The 22,231-nt window shown below is 32.8% G+C and carries 24 protein-coding genes; 10 read left to right on the forward strand and 14 right to left on the reverse strand.

The features are described 5' to 3' along the window. The 4 genes from BM227_RS12730 to BM227_RS05985 form a co-directional block, all read left to right on the forward strand. Positions 1 to 305, forward strand: a 305-nt coding sequence (locus tag BM227_RS12730; RefSeq protein WP_218147921.1) for a hypothetical protein, incomplete at its 5' end; no start/stop codon positions are given. Positions 306 to 322: 17 nt separating this feature from the next. Beyond that, complete coding sequence (gene traT / locus BM227_RS05975) at positions 323 to 829, forward strand: complement resistance protein TraT (protein WP_281244307.1); 507 nt, start codon at positions 323 to 325, stop codon at positions 827 to 829. Positions 830 to 843: 14 nt separating this feature from the next. Further along, positions 844 to 1,356 (forward strand): hypothetical protein, encoded by a 513-nt coding sequence (locus tag BM227_RS05980; protein WP_092912125.1) that lies wholly within the window; start codon positions 844 to 846, stop codon positions 1,354 to 1,356. A gap of 119 nt (positions 1,357 to 1,475) precedes the next feature. Next, entirely contained in the window at positions 1,476 to 1,886 is a 411-nt protein-coding gene (locus tag BM227_RS05985; protein WP_143089700.1) for a hypothetical protein, read from the forward strand. A 62-nt stretch (positions 1,887 to 1,948) separates the two neighbouring features. Here the strand turns inward: BM227_RS05985 and BM227_RS05990 are convergent, their stop codons facing one another. The 12 genes from BM227_RS05990 to BM227_RS06045 form a co-directional block, all read right to left on the reverse strand. Further along, positions 1,949 to 3,976, reverse strand: coding sequence for a sensor histidine kinase (locus tag BM227_RS05990; protein WP_092912128.1), 2,028 nt, complete (start codon positions 3,974 to 3,976; stop codon positions 1,949 to 1,951). After that, positions 3,969 to 4,943 carry a response regulator gene (locus tag BM227_RS05995; protein WP_177202003.1) on the reverse strand — a complete coding sequence of 325 codons (975 nt, stop codon included), beginning with the start codon at positions 4,941 to 4,943 and terminating at the stop codon, positions 3,969 to 3,971. The genes BM227_RS05990 and BM227_RS05995 overlap by 8 nt, the downstream gene beginning before the upstream one ends. Then, positions 4,943 to 5,347, reverse strand: coding sequence for a type 2 periplasmic-binding domain-containing protein (locus BM227_RS06000; protein WP_092912132.1), 405 nt, complete (start codon positions 5,345 to 5,347; stop codon positions 4,943 to 4,945). Before BM227_RS06000 ends, BM227_RS05995 begins: the two co-directional genes overlap by 1 nt. 44 nt (positions 5,348 to 5,391) lie before the next feature. After that, positions 5,392 to 6,384: a porin gene (locus BM227_RS06005; protein WP_092912134.1), complete on the reverse strand. Its 993-nt coding sequence runs from the start codon at positions 6,382 to 6,384 to the stop codon at positions 5,392 to 5,394. A gap of 170 nt (positions 6,385 to 6,554) precedes the next feature. Further along, entirely contained in the window at positions 6,555 to 6,971 is a 417-nt protein-coding gene (locus BM227_RS06010; protein WP_092912136.1) for an RrF2 family transcriptional regulator, read from the reverse strand. 2 nt (positions 6,972 to 6,973) lie between these two features. Beyond that, the gene (locus tag BM227_RS06015; protein ID WP_092912137.1) at positions 6,974 to 7,399 is read right to left on the reverse strand and encodes a DUF4395 domain-containing protein; all 426 of its coding nucleotides are present in this window, start codon (positions 7,397 to 7,399) and stop codon (positions 6,974 to 6,976) included. A 14-nt stretch (positions 7,400 to 7,413) separates the two neighbouring features. Continuing rightward, positions 7,414 to 8,586, reverse strand: a complete 1,173-nt coding sequence (locus BM227_RS06020) for an OmpP1/FadL family transporter (RefSeq protein ID WP_092912139.1) — start codon at positions 8,584 to 8,586, stop codon at positions 7,414 to 7,416. A gap of 141 nt (positions 8,587 to 8,727) precedes the next feature. Continuing rightward, on the reverse strand, positions 8,728 to 10,656 hold the full coding sequence (locus BM227_RS06025) for a carbamoyltransferase HypF (RefSeq protein WP_092912141.1): 1,929 nt from the start codon (positions 10,654 to 10,656) through the stop codon (positions 8,728 to 8,730). A gap of 21 nt (positions 10,657 to 10,677) precedes the next feature. Next, positions 10,678 to 11,226, reverse strand: coding sequence for a HyaD/HybD family hydrogenase maturation endopeptidase (locus BM227_RS06030; RefSeq protein ID WP_092912142.1), 549 nt, complete (start codon positions 11,224 to 11,226; stop codon positions 10,678 to 10,680). A 5-nt stretch (positions 11,227 to 11,231) separates the two neighbouring features. Continuing rightward, positions 11,232 to 11,930, reverse strand: coding sequence for a cytochrome b/b6 domain-containing protein (locus BM227_RS06035; protein ID WP_092912144.1), 699 nt, complete (start codon positions 11,928 to 11,930; stop codon positions 11,232 to 11,234). A 9-nt stretch (positions 11,931 to 11,939) separates the two neighbouring features. Then, a complete protein-coding gene (locus BM227_RS06040) occupies positions 11,940 to 13,670 on the reverse strand; it encodes a nickel-dependent hydrogenase large subunit (RefSeq protein ID WP_092912146.1) in 1,731 nt (576 codons plus the stop codon). Next, a complete protein-coding gene (locus BM227_RS06045; RefSeq protein WP_092912148.1) occupies positions 13,670 to 14,905 on the reverse strand; it encodes a hydrogenase small subunit in 1,236 nt (411 codons plus the stop codon). The genes BM227_RS06040 and BM227_RS06045 overlap by 1 nt, the downstream gene beginning before the upstream one ends. Before the next feature lie 243 nt (positions 14,906 to 15,148). Between BM227_RS06045 and BM227_RS06050 the strand changes: the two genes are divergently transcribed. The 6 genes from BM227_RS06050 (at position 15,149) to tilS (ending at position 21,147) form a co-directional block, all read left to right on the forward strand. Further along, positions 15,149 to 16,627 carry a hypothetical protein gene (locus tag BM227_RS06050; protein ID WP_092912149.1) on the forward strand — a complete coding sequence of 493 codons (1,479 nt, stop codon included), beginning with the start codon at positions 15,149 to 15,151 and terminating at the stop codon, positions 16,625 to 16,627. A 48-nt stretch (positions 16,628 to 16,675) separates the two neighbouring features. Further along, positions 16,676 to 17,512 (forward strand): hypothetical protein, encoded by an 837-nt coding sequence (locus tag BM227_RS06055; protein ID WP_092912151.1) that lies wholly within the window; start codon positions 16,676 to 16,678, stop codon positions 17,510 to 17,512. A gap of 78 nt (positions 17,513 to 17,590) precedes the next feature. Continuing rightward, positions 17,591 to 18,346 (forward strand): foldase protein PrsA, encoded by a 756-nt coding sequence (locus tag BM227_RS06060; RefSeq protein ID WP_092912152.1) that lies wholly within the window; start codon positions 17,591 to 17,593, stop codon positions 18,344 to 18,346. Continuing rightward, positions 18,343 to 18,735, forward strand: a complete 393-nt coding sequence (locus BM227_RS06065) for a hypothetical protein (protein ID WP_143089701.1) — start codon at positions 18,343 to 18,345, stop codon at positions 18,733 to 18,735. Before BM227_RS06060 ends, BM227_RS06065 begins: the two co-directional genes overlap by 4 nt. Positions 18,736 to 18,827: 92 nt before the next feature. Beyond that, entirely contained in the window at positions 18,828 to 20,144 is a 1,317-nt protein-coding gene (gene rimO / locus BM227_RS06070) for a 30S ribosomal protein S12 methylthiotransferase RimO (protein WP_092912156.1), read from the forward strand. Then, positions 20,134 to 21,147 carry a tRNA lysidine(34) synthetase TilS gene (tilS, locus tag BM227_RS06075; RefSeq protein ID WP_092912158.1) on the forward strand — a complete coding sequence of 338 codons (1,014 nt, stop codon included), beginning with the start codon at positions 20,134 to 20,136 and terminating at the stop codon, positions 21,145 to 21,147. The genes rimO and tilS overlap by 11 nt, the downstream gene beginning before the upstream one ends. On the opposite strand, the gene BM227_RS06080 is transcribed toward tilS, so the two are convergent. Continuing rightward, a complete protein-coding gene (locus BM227_RS06080) occupies positions 21,084 to 21,668 on the reverse strand; it encodes a hypothetical protein (RefSeq protein WP_092912160.1) in 585 nt (194 codons plus the stop codon). The two genes, tilS and BM227_RS06080, sit on opposite strands and share 64 nt — an antisense overlap. After that, positions 21,665 to 22,192, reverse strand: coding sequence for a hypothetical protein (locus BM227_RS06085; protein ID WP_092912162.1), 528 nt, complete (start codon positions 22,190 to 22,192; stop codon positions 21,665 to 21,667). The genes BM227_RS06080 and BM227_RS06085 overlap by 4 nt, the downstream gene beginning before the upstream one ends. Positions 22,193 to 22,231: the final 39 nt, after the last annotated feature.

Below are 22,231 nucleotides of genomic sequence, written 5' to 3' on the forward strand. Positions count from 1 at the left end.
ATTTAATAGCAAACTTTAGAACTACTGCTGAGGATTTTTACAATAAAATTATCTCTCACTGGAGAGTTGAAACTTACCATTACCATTTAGATATGCTAATGGACGAAGATGAACATATAGCTTATAAAGAGCCTTATTCTATGGCAATCTTAAGATCATTTGCACTCAATCTATTTCAACTATATCACAATGAAAACAAAGGCAAAAAGCTACCTACTGGCAAGGTTACAATGGCTGAAATTAAAAGGACTTGCAAATATGACGATAACTTTACAGCAGAGCTTTTTGAGCAAGAATATGTTTAAGGTTAGTTTTAAATTTCATTGGATTTGGCTGGTTTGCTGATAATTTAAAAGAAGCAAATGCTGCTAATGCTGCTGCAGCATCAGGTACAATAGGTGCAGTTGCAGGTTCTTATAATGGTGGAAGAAATGGGCTTGTAACAGGTCTTGCTGCTGCTGCTGTTGGTGGTCTTGTTGGTAAACTTACAGAAGATGAGATTTATAGAATGGTAGTAGATATTGTTGTCAAAGAGAAGACAAATCAACAAGTTATTACAACTGAAAATAGTTCAATGGGACAAGCACAAATTACTAATAAAAAGCGTGCAGGGTTTATGAATACCTTTGCAGGTCCGATTAGAAGTAATGATAGTGCTGGAGAACTTCATGATAATATTAATACACAAAAACAACAACAATATGCTACAAACTACATAGAAAAGAAAACAAGAATTTTTGCTGAAGCTATAAAAATGAATCTAAAACTTGAAGAAGCATTACCAATCTTAGAAAAAAAGATTGCTAAACAAATTGTCGGAATTTTCTAAAAAAGGTTTTTATTATGTTAAAAAAAATTATTATAACAATGGCTATATCAACTACAGTTATTATGACAGGATGTGCATCAAAACCAAAAGCAATTACTATTGGAAAATTAAATGATGCTCCACAAATATTAATTAAAGTAAGAAACGGTGCAGGTGCTCCTTCGTGGTCATACAATGAATCAAAAGCTTTTAGAAATGTATTAGAATCAGCTGCAACTGTTACACTTCAAAAAGGTTATAAATATTTTGCCATTGTTAAGCCTAATGAAATTTCAAATATACAAGGGGCAATGATTAACTCTGCAGAAGAGTTACTTAAAAGATGTGACCCTGCAGATGCTGCATTTATTAATATTGCAGGAGCAGGACTACATAAATGTGGAGTATACAATACTAAAGCAACTCTAGTAATAGCGTTATACAATAAAAAACCTGTCGATTTTACTGTTTATGATGCTCAACAAGTTATTGACTATTTAAAAAGTAAAGGTCTATATGAAGGTCAAGGTATTGAAACTACAAAATAGATTATACAAAGTTATGTTTCACGGCAAATAATATATTCTAATTTATACTTTAAACTATTTAAAGGGATATTATGACTTTCAACAAAATAAAAACTACTGCACTAATTGGTTTAATGGGCGTGGGAAGTTTGTTGTTAAGTGGATGTGGACCTAAGACATATGTAAATAATTTACATAAAGATTATGTAGGTGTAACAGTAAGTGAAAGTAAAACATTATACTTTGGTAATGCTGGAATAGCAGGAAAAGCAGCATATAAACTTGCTGAAATATGCAAACAAAATGGCTATAATTATATGCTTATTACCAATCCAATAAATTCAAATAAAAAGATGTACTCTAGCGCAGAAGAACTAAAAGGATGTCTTGAATCAAAAGTATTCTCTATGTGTCCTGAATCAAGAATACGTATTAGGTTTTCAGATGCCGTTTATACTATCTGGGGTAAGTTTTACAAAGAACAACCAGTAAATATTATTACAATACCTTGTGATAAAGTTCTTGTAGAATTCAAAGAATATGTAGAATAATAAATAAATGAAGCTCCTATAATCAAGGAGCTTCATTAAATTACAAATATTTTTTATTAATCTTAACTATTCAAAGAGATCCAAAAAATAGCTGTAGTACCTTTTACTTCACCTTCGCTTTCAAGGTAAACATCTCCTCCCAAAATATGAGCCATCTTTTTACTCAAAGACAAACCAAGTCCAGTACCTTTATGACTTTTTTGCATAACATTTTCTACTTGTGTAAAATCACTAAAAAGTTTTGACAAATTCTCTTTTGATATTCCTATGCCTGTATCTTTAACTTTTATGTAGAGTCTATCTTGTTCAAAATATAGCTTTATTTCAATAAATCCTTTAGCAGTAAATTTCACTGCATTTGATACTAGATTGACAACAACCTGTTTAAACATTTTAGGATCAGTTTTAACTATGGTGTCTTCATCAATATCTGTTTCAAACTTAAACTCTACTCCTTTTTGCTCTGCCAAATGCTTTAACATTTCAATAATACTTTTAACAAGAGAAACAATCTTAACATCTTCAGGTTTTGCTTCCATTTTACCTGACTCTATTTTTGCAATATCCAAAATATCGTTTATCATACTCAAAAGATATTGTGCTGATGACTCTATACTTGCTACAATGTCATACTGTTCTTCATTTAAATCTTCATAAGCTATAAGATATTGTGTAAACCCAATAATTGCATTTAGAGGGGTACGCAGTTCGTGTGACATATTTGAGATAAATGCAGATTTAGATCTTGAAGCTGCCATTGTTTTTTCTATTAGATGTATCCTATCAAGTTGAAGAGAGATCATCTTTGCAATAGATTCATAAAATTTTCTCTCATTTGGATCTACCAAATGCTTTTTATCTAGTAAAATAGCACCAAAATACTCTTTTTCACCGCTTTCAAAATTACTGACATATAATCCTATAGCACCCTCATCATTAACTTTTTCCTGAGTAAATTTAAGCTCACTATCTTTTGTCAACTCTTTTATATTCTCTAATGATACATTTATACAGTCTTTCTCATTCTGTGTCTGCATAATACTGTTAAAAATATCAATCAACTGTATAAAACGCTGTAATCTTATTTTATTCTCTTTTTCTAAATTCTTTAAAGCTCTGTTTGTCATTTGAAGCATTAGGTTAAAAGAGTTACTTAACTTTGCTATCTCATCTTCTGTATATATGGAAATATGTGTAGAAAAATCTTGTGTTCTTGTTATTGTATCTGTCAGTGATGTTAAATCTTCAATAGGACGCATTATAGATTTAGAATATTTCAATGCAATTACAATTATCAAAATTATTACTACAGGAATCATATAGAGCATAAAGTGTAAAAAGTCATACAAAAAAGCTAATGCAACATCTTTCTTTACGGCATAAACTATATACCATCCATCAAGAAATTTTTTTAATGCTTTATAAACAATAAGATGATTATGATCAATTAGGTCACCCATTCTACCCTTATAGTCAATTGAGAAACTCATTGCTTTACCAATTATATATCTATTATCTGGACTTATAATAAATGAGTGTATTTCTCCATTACTACTTAAAAAAAGATTTAAATTATTAAGATTATATGCAAGTACTATTGTTCCAAGTTCAGTTGATCTGTCAAAACTTGCTATGACTTTTGCATAAAAATATAGTGTTTTTTCTTTTATATAGAAACCATTTGCACTTTGTGAATTAAAAGAGATAAAATCAGAATAATTTTTTGTTGATGATGCAACTAAATTGCCTTTAGTATCTAAGATGTAAAGCACTGCATCCAATTCTAAATCTTTTGCTTTCTGCTCTAAAAGTCTTGTTAATCTTTTATCTATATCTTCTGTTACAATATCATCCATTAACTCAAGACGACTTAAAAAAATAACCTCTTTATTTAGCTGAGACAGATGCATATCTATTAATCTCTCCATCTCATCTATTCTCAAATACTGCTCACTTATACTCTTTTGAACTATTTTGTTTTCGCTTAAAAAGAGCATATAAACAAAAAAGGCAGTATATGGAATAAAACCAACTAATATAAATGCTACAATAAGAATATTTCGAAGAGATTTTCTAAAAATTTTAAACATCTTTATGTGCTTCTTTAATTGCAATTACCTTATCAATATTTTCTAAAAATAGTGACAATATTTCAGGATGAAAATGTTTTCCGCTGCCATCTTTTAAAATTTCAAGAGTCTTTTCTATGCTAAATGCTTTTTTATACGGTCTTTCACTTGTCAATGCATCAAAAACATCGGCAATTGCTACAATAGCTCCGCTTTCAGGTATTTCATCTCCTTTTAAACCTCTTGGATACCCACTACCATCATACTTTTCATGATGAGTATATGCAATTTCAGCAGCAAGTTTTAAAAGAGGAGTCTCTTTATGTGTTAAAAGTTGATAACCAATATATGCATGGTTTTTCATTATTTCAAACTCATCTTCTGTGAGTTTTCCAGGTTTTAAAAGTATTGAATCGGCAATTCCCACCTTGCCTACATCATGCATTGGAGCCGTAAGACGCATCAATTCTACACGCTCGTTGTCCCATCCCCATAATTTTGCTAAAAAGGCAGAAAACTCACCTACTCTTACAGTATGCTGAGATGTCTCATTGTCACGATACTCTGCCATTTTTGCCATAATACATAAAATCTCTTTTTCACTTTTACTATTTTGTAATCTGCTCATTTTCAGAGCATTACTTATTCTTAATCTAAACTCTATAAGATCAAATGGTTTTAAAAGATAGTCATCTGCTCCTAATGACAAACCTTTATGTATAGCCTCTTTATCTGATAATGCCGAGATAATAATAAGTGGAATTGTAGCTGTATTTTCATTCTCTTTTATCTTTTTTGTAGCTTCAAAACCATCCATAACAGGCATCATTAGGTCCATAAGTATTAAGTCAAAACTCTCATTATCCAATAAAGCAAGTGCCTCTTCTCCGTTTTCTGCTTCAACGACTTCATACCCCTCTTTTACCAATATTTTACTAGCCAATTTCCTATTCATCATCTCATCATCACACAAAAGTACCCGTTGCATCAATCTCTCCATTTGTATATGATTTTTATCTCATCATCTACCATATCTGCTTCAATATAGCCTATGGCTCCTTCAATCTTTTTAACAAAAGCTTTTACACTTTTTTGAGATTTCATTTTTAGAGGCGGTCTGCGTCCTAAATAGTGCTGTTTTGTCCAATAAGCTTTAAGCCTACTGTGTCCCATTTTTAAAACTCTCTCTTCAAAAGATTTTCTAATTAAAGAAGATGCTGACAAATTAACAGGAACAAGGAGCATATTGTTTAAAATAGTAATTTTTTTAAGATAAATTGCACGAATCTGCTTTTCAGAAAGAGGTGGCATACTCTTTTGAGCAATAACAGCATATTCGGCTGACCAAGAAAAAGATAAAATTAATAAAAAGATCAACACAAACTTTTTCATTCAAATATCTCCTTGTTACCCATTAGTAACTAGTAAATTTCTCATTAAAATAGTACTGAAAATGAAAATAGTAATTTATCATTTGCTTCTTCTGAATGAATTTGATACTCTGCTTTCAAAGCAACAGGATATAATGGACGATATGTATACCCAAAAATAACTATTTCATCATCTTTATTCATAACTTTATCCTTATAACTCTCGAACCTTAAAACACCTATATTATGGTCATTAAAATAGTATAAACCTTGCAGATATAAGGCATAAGGAGTTGAAACAAGATTATTTGAATATTGTCTTCCAATTTCACAAAGAATCTGATACCGCTCTCTCTCAATTTGAGCAGATAACATTGCATAATAACGACTACTTTCTATCTGTGATTTATTTAAATGAAAATAACCCCCATTAAACTTTAATGAAAAAGTGTCTTTTTCATACTCAACTGATACTCCATAGTGTTCATCTATTTTATAGTTGTTATACTCATCATCTATATCTTCATTCTGCTGAGCTAAAAACTCCACATCTAATGTTTCACTCTCATAATTTTGATACTTCAGCGTAACACCTGTAGTAAATTTTGGAAAAATAATATATGTTGAAACAGGGCTAGATGTAGTTTCACGCAGTACATTTATGGGCATTAAATTCCAATATCCAATAGGTGAATTATATTTACCTACCCTAATAGAATAATTGTCATTTATAGTATAGTCAATATATAATCTCTCAATATGAAACTTACTATTATGCTCTGTAGTAGAAGTGTTTTGGTCATACTCTTTTACATACAGCTCTTTAAACTCAAACTCAGCCATATATGAAAATTTATCTTTTTTACCATAACTTAAAATTGCTAGATCGTCAATACGATAACGATCATAATCATTTTCATGCTTATAGTCTATAGAAAAGTATCCTCCAACATAAACAGGAAAATCACTTACCTTTAAGCCTTCTCCCAACTGATAATCATCACTATATAAATTAATAGAAGAGAATAAAATGAAAAAGAGAGAAATAATCTTTCGCATCTATCTTCCTTATTTGAATATAACAAAGATAAAGCAAATCTAATTATACTTATTAAATAATATTATATTTACTTATCTTATAGTTCTAGTATAACAAAATTGAAGATAAAATCAAAGCAGAAGAGTATTTTTATGAAGTAAAAATCTGCTATTTATTGTATTTTTAAAAACTAAATATAGTACATATTCTCATTTGCAGATTTCTGTATATACTCAGAAAAACATGTAATTGGTTTTGAAAGAAATATCTGCATATGTGATCTAAAGTCATTCCAAAAAAGTCTAAGTACAGGATTGTCAGTTCTACATACATCTTCACAGCATTGTGTTTCAACACTGTTAATGATATCCATTACTGTAATTTCTGACGGGTCTTTAGCTAAAAGGTATCCGCCGTATGCACCTCTTATACTTTTTAAAATACCACTCTTTTTCAAAGAGACTAAAATCTGTTCCAAAAAATTTTTTGGAACATTAGCCTCATTAGCAATCTTTTCAATAGAGAGAGGAACATTTTTATCTGCATGCTGATACAAAACAAGCATTGCTGCTACGGCATAGACACCTTTAGCTGTAATTCCCGCCATCTTTATCCTTTTATTTTTATTAAAAACCCATACATTACACAGCCAACACAAAACTTGAAAATCACTTCAAGCCCTATACACAATAGTAGAATTATACTAATAAAAGTGGCAATTTTGTCAACTCCAAATAGAGAAAACAATAAAATTAAAACTGCCATTAAAAAACCAATACGCACTGCAAACCGTTTAGGTGCAGCATCCTCCAACTGTGGTGCTATTTTTAAAATATTTATTACCATCTTCGATAAAATAAACATAGGTGCATATTTTGCCGAAAAAATAGCACGAATAGCAAGTTCTAACACTACTGGCAACAGCCAAATTATACTATTTTCACTTACAAAAAGCAGTGTAAATAGAAAAAGAAAAATTCCACTTAAACGCAAAGTATGTGTATCGATCCGTTCAAATGATATAGGACAAACCATGTTTACCTTCTTCCTTAGAATCTATAATCTAAACCAAAACTAAATGAAGATTGACTATTAGAAGCCTCAATTCCGGCAAATGACTCAGTTGCTTTTGGAGCATAAACATATGCTGCATTTATTTGAATAGCATCATCAATTTTATAAGATGCTCCTACACTGTAGTGTGTTTGCGTAATAGCTGGAAAACCTACAAGATTAAAAAAGGCAATTTGTTGACTTGGAAATGGAAAACCTTCTACTACTCCATCCTTATACTCTTTATTATGAAGCGGTGATTTTGCATAACTGTAACCACCTCTAAATGTCCACTTTTCATTATAGTTCCAAGTTGCTCCCAAAGAGATTACATTCTGATCATCCCACTGAAAATCTTTGTAACCATCTGCTTTTGACCAAAATATACGCTTATAGTCAGCTTCCAAACGTAAACTATCAATGCTATATGCTACTGCTGTACCTACCTCAGCAGGTTGCGTAAGAGTCAAATCATCTTTAGTACCATCAAAATTAAAATCAAATACACCTTTATATTTCATATGTACTTCTGAAGTATATGTCAAAGAAAAATCTATATTTTCATTAAATTCATAATTAGCTCCAAGATGATAACCTGCACCTATGTGACTATCTCCATTGCTTCCAAGATCAGACCCATCAAACTGGTTGATCATATGCATCTCAAGATCTCCATAAGAGATATCTACACCACCACCTAATGAAAGTTTTCCAAAACTTCTTGCATACACAGTACTGAGCTTTGCATAAACAAGATGTGTTTTCATACCTGCAAGCCCTTTTTGAACAGGTTCATCACTATAATCGACACCCATTCCGCTTACTGAGAATAGCCCAATACCAAAACTGCTCTTATCATCTATAGACTTAACATATCCCAAATATGGAATAACTTCAAAATCACTCTTGCTTTTTGCAACTTCGCCACTGGCATTACTGTTTTTAGCAGTTACATCCGGCATAAAGAGTGTAGTACCAATGGAAAACTCAGACTTTGAAGCCTTAGTTAAAAGTGCGGGATTTATAAATATAGATTCTGCGCCAAGATATGTAGAAGAAGCAGCTCCTGCAATAGCTCTTGACTTTGTACCGGCACCTATGAGATTGTCACCCTGAGTAGCAAAAAGCGCTACCGATAAAGTAGCAGATAAAACAATGACCTTTTTCATTTTATTTCCCCCTAAGCAATTAATTTACTTAATAATTGCCGGTATTATAGTCAATGAAAAAGTTAATGTCAAGTATATCTATAGATATTACGTATTTTATATTTTGACAATAAATGATTATTATAAATTATAATTAAACCATTAAAGAACTAAAGCACCTAAAACAGCATTTTCTTTACCTATGGGAAACTTTCTATTCATTAAAAATTTTTCATTTGCAAAATTTCTTTTAACACGGCTAAAAAGTGATTGATGACCAAATGCTTTACCGCATAAAACTATATGTTCTGCTTTTGAACGCCGTTTTAACTCTTGTAATACTTCTGTAATGTAGTCACCAAATGATTCAAAAATTGAGTATGCAAGAAGTGTTACAGGAACATCAGCCAACTTATAACTCATAATACTTGCAAGAAAAGCGTATGGATCAAATCTATTATCAGAGAGTTTTGTATCTATTTGTAGTCCTCCTTTACCAACAAATGAAAGTGCCTCTTTGCCTACTGCTTCAAATCCTAGGTTTTTTAATCCCATAATCAGTGCAGCTGCCTCAAAAAGATCTGTAGGAGCATCTTTTGAAAAGAGTTTTTCTGCTATTTCAGGAAACTTCTTTGAAAAATTTTCAACAAGCCTGTCAGACCCTTCACGAAGAGTTGCAATATTTTCACGTAGTTGTGATGAAGTAAACTTTAGTGAAGGCACTGCTACAATAGGCTTATTACCATTATGGTATAAAAATATAGGAAGTTTATCAAAATATACACCAACTGCCTTCTCATTTACAAACTGATATTCTAGTAAAACAGAGAGTAAAGATGCAGATGCTTGATCAAAATAGACTGTTCTTGAGTGTTCAGGTACTTCAGTCTCGCTATCTAAAACAAAAAGCTCTGTAGCTTCAACATTGTCCATATGCTCCATTTTATCTATTAAAACATTACCATTATTTGGTACAGCAGCTAAACCGTGAGCTATTGCTACCCGATTTGTATGATGTTTTAAATGTGCAGGGAATGAGACTCTTTCACCTTCTACAATAAATTTAGAATCTTTATTTATAAAATATCTCATATCACTTTGAGAGCTTATTTGCAGATCATAATCAATTATATAATCAGCCGATTGCTCTTCATCACACTCAATATATCCTACATAACCAAACCCTTGAGATGTCAACTCTTTAGCCAATAAAATAGAAAATCCGTCATCAGGATACTTAATAGTAGCTACACGTCCATAAAATGGCCATAGCTCTTCATCACTAACAGCTACATCAATAATTGGTCTCTCAATTGATAGAAGAGAGTGTATTTCATCTTTTATAACAGAGCAAAATGACTCAATATTTCCTGCGTCAAGCACCATAAGCCTTTTATTTGGTAAATTATATTCTCTCTTTGCATCAAAAAAGAGTCGCTCTCCCATTAATGTTTTTATTTTAACTGTTTTACCATCTTTTATTGCCTTGGCTGCAACCTCAAACATGGTTCTAAAACTTCCGGCATCATTGGCATACCGCTCTTTGGAACGGTCTCTCATTTTAACAGGAATACCGCAAGCATGACAGCTTATGAGCTGATAATCTTTTCTAAACGGGTTAGAGGTCATCTCCTCTTCGCATGCTTTACAAGGCACAAAAAAACGCATCTGAGAATTTTCACGTCTAAAAGGATAACCTTCTATTAAAGCATATTGAGAGCCACAACAATTACAGCTTGTAAAAGGGTAATAGTAACGCCTAGAAGATGGGTCAAACAACTCTTTTTGACAAACTGGACATAAACCTATTGAGTGCGGAATAGAAAAACTATTGTCTAACTCTGTTTTTATGGCAGGTATATCATCTACTCTATGTTCAGATCCCCTCATAAAAAGAGAGGCAGGAAGAGTTTCACCCAAAACTTTCAAAAAATCTACAAGATTTGGATCATTCTCATCTGCTATAAATGTTATTTTATCATTAGACTGGATTAATGAAACCTCAACTTTACTTTGCTTAGACAGAGCCTCTATATAGCGTAAAATATAACTATGTGAAGAGATATACTCTAATTCAAAAATAAATGCCATAAATGACTCCTTTTTTAATAACTATATACTTGCCACAGTAGGAGAATTGTACTCTCTAATAATTTCATCTAACGTTTTAAATAATTTTTTTGGTTTTGCACTTATACCGCTATTTTGAAGCTCTTTTAATGTTGCTTTAACCAAATTATCAAACTTCTCTTTTATAGTGTAAGTCAAATCTATATCAACACTCTCAATATCTTTAGGTACTATACCTATAACATTAACTTCTGCCATACTGTTAAGCATTGAACATATTTCAAGCATTTCAACTACTTCAACTTCATGTGCAGTCTGACGATAACTTCCCAGCCCCATTAAAGCATCGGCCGGTAGATTATATACTGAACCGGCCTCATCTTTGATTGAGACTGTATCGAGAATGATAACCTTTTTATAGCTTTGGTAATATGTCATAAGCTTAAAGCCCAATGTTCCACCATCAATAATATCTATATTTGGAGAAAAATCATAATTCTCCTCCAAATACTTAGCGGCATAAATACCAACTCCTTCATCTTTAAACAGTATATTTCCAATACCAATAATAATAGTATCATTCTCTTTCATTTTTATCACTTTCGTTTAAATTTAGATCCACCAAAGACAATAGCAATATCGCCCTCTTGCCAATAGATAGTACGCCAAACTTGATAGTAAATATGAAACATTACCCATGCCAATATCCACCACATTGTAAGATGATGAGAGATTCTTACATCCATCAATGTACCACCAGTAACAGAAATAGTCCAGTCAGTTGTTAAATGTAAAATTGTAGGCCACCAGCTTCCAACAGAGCTTGTTCCTGACCCTAATCCATGTACATATAACTGCAAACCAGTTAATAGCATCCAACCAAGCAATAGATGCAAAATAGTAAAATAGACTGTGTTAAAACTATCATTATGACTTGAATCAAAGTTCTTTCTTCGATTAAGTGTTAATAAGTTTATCAATACTTCAAAAAACTCTTTAATATTTTTAGCAGTTGGTATCAGCTTTTTATAAGGCTTTTCAAATCTACTGAAAAAGTATAAATAGCCAATAATGATAGATGTAACATCTAGTAAAATTGCACCTATCAGATGAACCCATCTATTCCAAGCCATTACATATTTATCTACCGCAGGATCAGATATAAAACTTTGATAATAAGGGTGGGCTATATATAATCCTGTAATTACAGCAGTTAATATAGCAATTGCATTTACCCAGTGAATGATCCTTCCTGCTGTAGTCATCCTTTTAACTCTTTTATATTCAGGTTTCATGCGATCTCCTTAAAAAGAACAGCTTGTATCTACCTTGTAAACGCCAAGCTCTCTACCTTTTGTATCAACTATATGTACAGCACAAGCAATACATGGATCAAAACTGTGAATAGTTCGAAGAATCTCAAGAGGCTGATCTGGATCTGCAACTTTGATTCCAATCAAACTTGATTCATAAGCTCCCATTCTCTCTTTATAATCACGAGGTGCTGCATTCCAAGTAGATGGTACAACTGCTTGATAGTTTGATACTAAGCCATTTTCAATTCGTACCCAATGACCAAGTGATCCACGTGGAGCCTCTTCAATACCATAACCTTTAGCACTTTTACTCACTTTATCAAAATCAAATTCAGTCCATGTTGAGAGATCACCTGATGCACTATTTTTAGCCAATTCATCAATCCAATCTATCATAATGTCTGCCATTAGTTCAGTCTCTATTGCACGTGCAGCAGTACGCCCAACAGTAGAAAAAAGTACTTTTACAGGCAAGTTTCCATTTTTTAAGAATCTATTTACATACTCTTGAATACGTTTATCTCCTCTTGCATAACCAACTACCATTCGTGCAAGTGGTCCAACTTCAACACGTGTATCATCATATAAAGGAGATTTGATCCAACTATATTTATTCTTAGTATCAAGATATGCTATACCATTCTCTCTCTTGCCAAATCCTGTATACTCAGGCTCTGTTTGCCCATTATACGGATGAAGAGGTTTTTCTCCTTTATACCATGAATGAGAAACATCTTCAGCAATTTTTTCTGTATCAAAATCGATAACATTATTAAGGTCACCATTTAAAACCAATCCACTAGGGAAAAGTAGCTCACCTTTATACATAGGATTGTCATCAAGCCTGAATCCACCATAAACCAAATAGTTTTTCAATCCGCCACCTGCACCCTCAAGTGCTTCATCGGCATACATTGTACCTGCCATATAGACATCTGGAAGATAAGCCTGTTTAATAAACTTTCTAAATTTCATGTGTAAATCTTTAAAAAGGGCAATTCGTGCCGGATTTTTAATATCTTGTACACATGTTACTCCACCAACAACAATACTTTGTGGATGAGGATTTTTACCTCCAAAAATCGCCATCATTTTTGCAACATCACGCTGAAGATCAAGTGCTTGCAAATAGTGTGTAACGCCTATGAGATTCTGTTCTGGAGTCAATTTATAATTCTTATTTCCCCAATAACCATTGCCAAATATTCCAAGTCTTCCCTGCTTAACAAATTTTGCAATACGTTCTTGAACTTGTGAAAACTCACTTTCAGAATCTGTCCAAGCCTTTTCTCCTGCAATAGAAGCCCATTTTTTTGCCTCTTCAGCAGTTTTCTTGGGATCAGCTTTTAGTGCAGAGGTAATATCAACCCAATCTAGTGCGTGTAAATGATAAAAGTGAACAACATGATCATGAAGATAGAGTGAGCCTTGAATTAAATTTCTAACTAACCTGGCATTTTTTGGAATTGTGATGCCAAATGCATGTTCAACTGCTTCAATACTTCGTTGATAGTGTGTTCCTGTGCATACACCACATATTCTCATTGCTAAAAGACCACAATCTCGAGGATCTCTACCTTTTAAAATTGTTTCAATACCTCGAAACATAGTTGACGAACTATATGCGTCTACAATAGTATTGTTATCATCTATTACAGCTTCTATTCTAAGGTGCCCTTCAATTCTTGTAATTGGATCAACAACAATATGTTTGCTCATTACTCTTCCCCCTCATCAGATTTATTACCAGCCAATGCACTTGCTGCAGCGTGTATTCCTATTCCTATTCCCGTAGCAGTCAATATACCAAGACCAAATTCATCTACTGTTTTTTCTACACCTCCGGTAGGTGCTTTAATATTGGCATCTGCCATTGGACGCTCATAAGCATATTTGTCCCAAAAATCTGGTTCAGAACAGCCAATACATCCACGCCCTACTCCAATAGGCCAGTTCACACCTTCGTTATAGCGAACAATAGAGCAGTTATTAAATGTCATAGGTCCTTTGCAACCCATTTTATATAAACAGAAATTATTTTTAGCACCTTCATCACCCCACTCTTCTACAAACTCTCCTGCATCAAAGTGTGCACGTCTTTCACAATTGTCATGAATTCGGTAACCAAATGCAAATTTAGGTCGTAAAAGAGAGTCTAGTTCAGGAATCTGTCCTGTCAATACATAATGCAATATTACCCCTACCATATTTGCCGGATTTGCTGGACATGCAGGAATATTAATAATAGGTTTACCTTTAACAATATCCATAACTCCTTTTGCACCAGTTGGATTAGGTGAGGCTGCAGGAATTCCACCAAATGTAGCACAACTTCCAACAGCAACAACAGCAGCAGCATCATTGGCAAGTCTTTTAAGATGCTCTTCAAAAGTTTCACCACTTGGTCCTATTGTTCCATAATAACCATTCATTCCAGTAGGAATAGAACCTTCAACAAAAAGAAGATATTTTCCTTTAAATGTCTCCATTGCATCATGTAATTGTGCTTCTGCCTGATGACCTGATGCAGCCATTAGTGTTTCTTGAAACTCAAGACTAATCAACTCTAAAATAATTTCATCTACTTTAGGGCCATCACTTCTAATGAAAGCTTCAGAGTTACCTGCACAATCTTGAAGTTCGATCCAAATAACAGGCACACGATTCATAACTTCAGCTGCTTCTGCTACCAAAGGTTCAAAAAAACTTGGCAACATAAGCATTGCAGTAGTTGCACTTACCCATTTCATAAAATCACGTCGACTACATCCCTCTTCAGAAAGAATTTCATTAAGTTCAAGCTTATTACCAAATGGTTCAAGTATCTTTAACTCTTCAATATGTTTTTTACACTGTTCATAAAGCCGTTGATAGTAGATATCACCTCTGTTAGTATCTATACGAGAACTTTTTGCAGTAAAAAGTTTTTTTACTGCTTCTCTTCTATCATCCATTAATCACCTCCTGTTTTTAGTAGCTTTATATGATAAAAAATCATAACTTAATTTTATATCACTGCTGTAAATTAACTATAATTTTTATTTATTAAAGTGAATGATGAAAAATATGATATTTATTTATAGCAACACCCCTATATACCTGCATTTTCTTTGCAATAAACATTTGTACAATCCTCCAATTGCGTAAAGAAAAAGAGTTTTTCGTTTATGCAAAATTTCATTAAAAGGGTCATCATCATGACAAAAAAATTACTCTCAACAGTTACTGCAGCTGCAGTTTTAACTACAGGCGCAATGGCATATGAAGTCAGTGATCTGCACTATTTAGATAACAATACCACTAGTTATGAGACAACCGACAAATTAGAGCACTCTTTAGAGTATTCAAAAAATCTTAATGGTGATGCTCTACTCTTCCCAGCATTTTATGCCGGTGGTGGGTTTACAACAGAGATAAAAATCATTAATACTAGTGGTCAATACTCAAATGTTGCAAAAGTGATCTTTTTTGAGAAAGAGACATCAAAAGAGATAATGGATTTCAATGTATATCTATCAGCCCATGATGTTTGGACAGCACAAGTTGTAGAGAAAGATGGTAAATACTATATTGAGTCTACAGACAACTCTAGTCCTCTTGAGACAATCAACTATGAAATGGCAAGTATAGAACACCCTCTAAGTGTAGAGATTCCATCGAATGCAGGTTATTTTGAAGTTGTAAAAAGTGTTGTTGTTAACAATGATTACCACGGTCAACACTTAACTCTTAGACAAGATTATAGTGAGTGGGCTACAAAAGTCAGAACGGGTGGACTTACAACAGCAATACTTATTGATGATGGAATATTTGCACATGTAACAAGTCCAAGCATTGATACTGTAAATACCGGTACAGTATTTGGTGACAATGTAGAGGTACTGGCAAAATATGCAACACTGGTAGGTGAAGTAAAAATCATCAATACCATCACAAAAACAGCTATGACTATTCCACCTGTATATTATGATTATAACAACCCTGAAACAGGGCTTGTTTACCTTGAAGGTGAAAAAGGAAATATGATTGATATTACACTTGGAAGAGATGCCAACGGTATGCTTCAATATGGTGTAAACAAAACACTTGGTCAGTGGCTTGATGATCTTGAATCAAAAGATTTGGATGATGTGATCATAGCTTATGACAATGAAGATGCAATTGATAATAACTTACTTCTAATGACTTCACCTTTCAAAAGAACTATCATTCAAAAAATGAATTTTGCTCCAAATACAAATGATGGTTTGGTAGCTTTAGATGCCGCTAATCCAGCAGATAGATTTGATGGAGCAGAAGGCAGAAAACTCTTTGAAGGAGTTCAAACAGATGAAAATGGAGAGATCACTAACTTTGGTCAATACAAAGCTTTTGCAGCTATCTACAACAATAATGAGACTGAGTTTAACAGTATTGCATTCTCCCCTGCTCTTCCAAGCTATCTGACATTTACAAAAGAGGTGCAATCAAGTGAGAGCATAGATGTAACACTGTCAACCTACATAAGAGAAGCAATAGCTCAAGATGCAACTTTTGCAAACGGTGGGTATGTCTTGGTTGATTTTGATAAAGCCGGATACGATGTACCATCTATAGCTACCCAAATGGTAGGAACATATGTAGAGGGGCAAGGCGTTACAAACTGGGTCTATCCAGCTATCAATATTCAAAAATAATCAAAAAATTCAGCAGAGATTTTTCATCTCTGCATACAAGGAAATATAATGCAAAAAAAGAGACTACTTATTACAATGTCAGCCGCAGCAGTTTTAACTTTTAGTGGATGTGGTGGAGGTAGTGATGATTCAGCAATAAACAGCACTACAGATACACAAACAGCACCTGTAGAAGCTGCAAGTACAGATATCCAGGTAATTGATGGATATGTTATAGGAGCAACTGTTACAGCACTGAATGATTCTACTTGTAGCTCCATTACCCAAACTGAAGGGCATACTACTCTTCAATGTGAACTTGAAGGATTTAAGACAGTTGGAGGAAAAATAGATGTCAATCAAAACGGCATAGCAGATGTTACAGAGCCAACTGCACCAAATATGGTTGCACCTGCTGGATACAGTGTAGCTACACCTTTTACAACACTAATAGCAACAGGTAAAGTAACAACTGAACAGATCGCTACAACTCTTGGAATTAGTGCAGAAGAGGTAATGTCAGATCCTTACTCAACTAACAATATCGACCTTGCTAAAGCTTACAACTTGGTAGCAGCAGCATTACTGAACAATGCTGCTGATTTGATGGCAGATAAAATAGTTGAGGCTTCTGCAACACAAACTATGTCACCATCTGCAATAGATATTGATCTGCTCACCTCTATGGTAAAAGATGTATTAGCAACAAGTGTAGCTGTAGAATATATCTCTGCTTATAGTCTCTATATAGATTCAATTGCAGCATTAGAAGCAAATTCATCAGCTGAACTTGATCAAAGTATAGCAGAATTAAGAGATAACCTGGAAATAGAAAAAGCTTTAGATAGCTCAGATACGGTAACTGATCAAGAAAACATTACCGGTACACTATTGCCTGCATTATAAAATATACATACTATTTTGTTATTGGCTAGCTGGTTTATTCATTAACCAGTTGCCAATTAACTATATCAAAGGATTTTCTTGAAACTAAATACAATAACTGTGTTATTAACACTACTTGCATCTTTGTTACAAGCAAAGCCATCTTGTTATGATATTAATCTACCAGATATATCATCAAAACAAATAGAGTTATTACGTAATATTGATAACTTGAATATACCTGATAAATATATAAAAAAGATTCAACAGAGAAATCTGATTTTTGCAAAGGCACTACAAAAAAATTATATGCTTGATGCAAACGACAAAGCATATTTGAAACTAAAACTTACAGAGGCTATGGCTAAACTATATATTAAAAAGAGAAGTAGCGAGTTTGAACCTACAGAAGATGATATTAAATCTTTTTACATTGATCATAAAGATGAGTTTAAACCATCTTTAGAAGCAAATCTTTCAATTATGGTCATACCATCTTTAACTTTTGCAGACAGTATAGAAAGAGAGTTAAAAGAGAATATAGAAAACTTTGAAAAACTTGCAAAAAAATACTCAATAGATGATTCAGCTCAAATAGGTGGCTACATTGGTTACACTAAACTCGACAAATTTCCATACTCTTTACGTAATTGGATAGAAACAGCACAAAAAAATGGGGTATCTGAACCAATTAAAGCAGGAGATTACTGGTTTATCTTAAAACTTGATGGTAAAAGAGTCTCTTCTACAGAGTATAAAGATCTAAAACCTGCTATTAAAAAACTTCTTAAAAAACTAGTAAAAAGAGAAAAAATGTTAGAAGAAGAAAAATGTTTAAAGAGGTCTATTTTATGAAAATATTAATAATAGTTTTTTTGTTTGTTCAAATGCTTTTTGCTGTAGAGTTTGATTTTAAAGTACCTTTGGAGTCTAGCCTTCAAGAGTCATTTAAAAGATACTGGAGTCTAAAAGAGAGTGAAAGTTATGATCTAAAAACTCTTTACAAAATGGAACTGCCATATTTACGATACCTCAACCCAATAAAAAAATATAAACTATTTGTACCACCTCTTGAAATTAAAAAGGTAGAAGTTACAAAAATCTTTAAAAACAGAGGCGACAAGGTTGAGCTTGGAGCCTGGCTCTATAACTTTGATGAAGAAAAGAGTTACTTTCATGATATTTGGGTTAAAATGGATGATAAATGGTATCACCGTTTTATAGACAAAATTCTTCCTTTTTAAAACTTGAAACAAAATAGTGCAAAGATTAGTCTAGTTTAGATATAATCACCTAAAATTTTTTTGTAAAAAGTTTCAAGATAATGGAAGATTTAATGAATAAAAAACTACACGTAGTTTCGCTAGGCTGTACAAAAAATCTTGTTGATACTGAAGTAATGCTTGGTCGTTTGAAAAATTTTGAGATGACAGATTCCCCTGATGAAGCTGATGTCATAATAGTAAATACCTGTGGATTTATAGATGCGGCAAAAGAGGAGAGTATTCAAACTGTTTTAAATCTGCATGAGGCACGAAAAGAGGACTCTGTTCTTGTTATGGCAGGCTGTTTAAGTGAACGCTATAAGCAAGAGTTGCAAAAAGAGATGCCTGAAGTTGACATTTTTACAGGCGTGGGGGATTATGACAAAATAGATGAGCTTATTGCAAAACGAAAAAGCCATTTTACCCCTCATGTCTTTTTGGCAGATGAAAATCATGAACGGATTGTTACAGGCTCAACTTCTCATGCATACGTTAAACTGGCTGAAGGATGTAATCAAACTTGTAGTTTCTGTGCCATTCCAAGTTTCAAAGGAAAGCTTCACTCAAGAACACTAGAGAGTGTTGTTAAAGAGGTAAAAAGACTTGTAAATCAAGGATTTTACGATTTTAGCTTTATATCTCAAGACTCCAGCAGTTACTTAAGAGATCTTGGAAAAAATGATGGCTTGATTGATCTAATAAAAGCTATTGAAGAGATTGACGGCGTAAAGAGTGCCAGAATTTTATACCTCTACCCTAGCACTACATCTATGGAATTAATTGAAACTATAGCTGTATCTAAAATCTTTCAAAACTACTTTGATATGCCAATACAACACATAAATCATAGAGTACTTAAAGCAATGAAGCGCGGAATTGGCAGTGATAAAATTAAAATACTTCTTAATGCTATGAAAGCTGTACCAAACAGTTTCGTGCGTACCAGTGTCATTGTCGGTTTTCCTACTGAGACACAAGAGGAGTTTGAAGATCTTTGCAATTACATTGAAGAGTTTGCTTTTGATCGTGTTAATATTTTTGAATATTCAGATGAAGAGGGAACATCTGCATATGAACTGCATCCAAAAATAGATGAAGAAACCATACATAAAAGAGCTGAAAAACTTGGTGAAATTGTAGAAGAAACTACTAAAAACTCTCTCAATAAAATGGTAGGAAAAACTTTGGAAATGATTGTTGAAGGTCCAAGTGAAGAGCATGAGTATCTGCTTGCTGCTAGACCTTTGCTTTGGGCACCAGAGATAGATGGAACTGTTTTAATAAATGACAGTGAAGTTGAAGGTGTAGAATTTGGTAAAACCTACCAGGTTTTAGTTACAGAGTCTGCAGGAAATCAATTAATTGGAAAAATTATAAATGCTTCTTGAGCCTTCGAGCTTAAAGATTTTAAAAAACAGAAAAAATCTTCTTGCCTTTTCGGCAGGAGTTGACTCTACTGCACTCTACCACCTTCTTAAAGAGGAAAATATAGATTTTGATATTGCAATAGTAAACTACAAAGTTAGAGAGCAAAGCGAAAAAGAGGTAGAGTATGCACTTCAACTTGCAAATAGTGATAACAGAAAGTGTCATCTTCTTGAAATAGAGTTAAGCGGTAAAAACTTTGAGTACAATGCACGAAATATACGCTATAAATTTTTTGAAGAGTTAATAGAAAAGTATAACTACAACAATCTAATTACAGCTCATCAACTTGATGATATGCTTGAGTGGAGTTTAATGCAACTTTGTAAAGGTTGTGGCTTAGCAGAGCTTATTGGAATGCAGCCAATAGAATCTAGAGAGAGTTACAACATAGTTAGACCTCTTCTTTTCACTCCCAAAAAGAGTCTGCTTGAGCTTTTAGAGACAAAAAAGATAAAATACTTTTTAGATCATACAAACCAATCTGACTCTTTTAAAAGAAACCGTTTCAGAAAATATGCTGCATCATTTTTAATGGAAGAGTCAAGCAGTGGAATTGCTAAAAGCTTTAAAATTTTGCTACAAGAAAAAGCAAACTGTTTTCCACCTCCGTACATCTACTTTCAAAGTAAAAAGTTTTACTGTATTAAAACACCAACTGATGATAAACTTTTAATACACCATATTGATACTCTGCTAAAAAAGGAAGGGTATATAGCCAGCAGTGCTCAACGTGAACATATTTTAAATAGTCGCAGCGCTGTTATTGGGGGAGAGTGGTGCATAGAGATAAATGACAAACTTACATATATATCTGCATATATTAAACCAGGAAAAATAAAAATGCCTAAATGGTTTAAAGAGCGTTGCAGAGAACTTAAAATAGGTTCTAAAGTTAGACCCTATCTATTTGACTCTGTCAATTTTGAAGAATTATTTTCACTACTTGAAATAGAAACTTTTTGATCTCTTCTCTTTTCCTGAAAGACTTTAATACGAAAAACTCCACTTATAAAATCGCCATTTGAGTAAAATGATATAGGAAAATCTGCCTGAATTGCAAATGGCATAAGAGGAAGTGCTTCCATAAAGCGATAAAAATTTTCAGGAGAAGACATCTGTGTAGTAGCATCAAGTTCATATATTTTAAATTTAGTATCACTTAAATTATTATCTACAAGTTTTAGTTCTGTTCTTATGAAAAATCTATTTGCTTTTTCAAGAAAAACATTTTTATCCCAATCTTTTTCAAATGTCTCTATTATTTTTCTATTTTTATGTTGTAAAGATTTGAGTTTATCATAAAAAGACTCATGCTCATTTTTAATCATTTCATACTCATTTTGTACCGTATGGTACACTTTACTTTTTGATTTATACTGTTTAATAGAAGGAATAACTATACCAAAAATTAGTATGAAGAGTATAATCAAATATATCAATATTAATACAAGCATACGTATTAAACGAATCTCTTTAAAGTTCACTCATCAACTCCATTCCCGGTATCTATGCCACCTTCATTGATTGACACAAAACGATACCATCCATTTTTAAGAGGGTAAAATGTAGTATTATTTCTATGAAAAACTGATTTTAGTGGAGCCTGAAGAAGATAGTTATATACATCTTTTGAAGGAGTAACACCATATAAAACTAATCCATCTTTATTTAAAATTGCTTTTGTTAAAGTTATCTGATCCGGTACTAAATCAAATAGATTTTGAATACTCTCTTTTAAAAGTGTATTGCGTGTTTGAATTGATTCAAATTTCTGTACTAAAAACTCTATTCTCTTAATTTCATTTTTATAAGTACGGTTTTCATTTTGAAATTTAGCGATCTCTTTTCTCATCAATTCTGTATCATCAATAAAATTATTCTTTTTAAGTATAATGAATATTGCAAATCCAACTGTTAAAATAATTGTAACCAAGAAAAAAACTAAAATTATTTTAGTATCTGAATCTATAGAATTTTTTGGTTTTGGACGTATAAAACTATATCTCATTTAACCCTCTTTAAATAGCAAAATAGAAATTCTTCTAGA

Source organism: Hydrogenimonas thermophila (assembly GCF_900115615.1).
In the GTDB taxonomy this organism is placed as follows: Bacteria; Campylobacterota; Campylobacteria; order Campylobacterales; family Hydrogenimonadaceae; genus Hydrogenimonas; species Hydrogenimonas thermophila.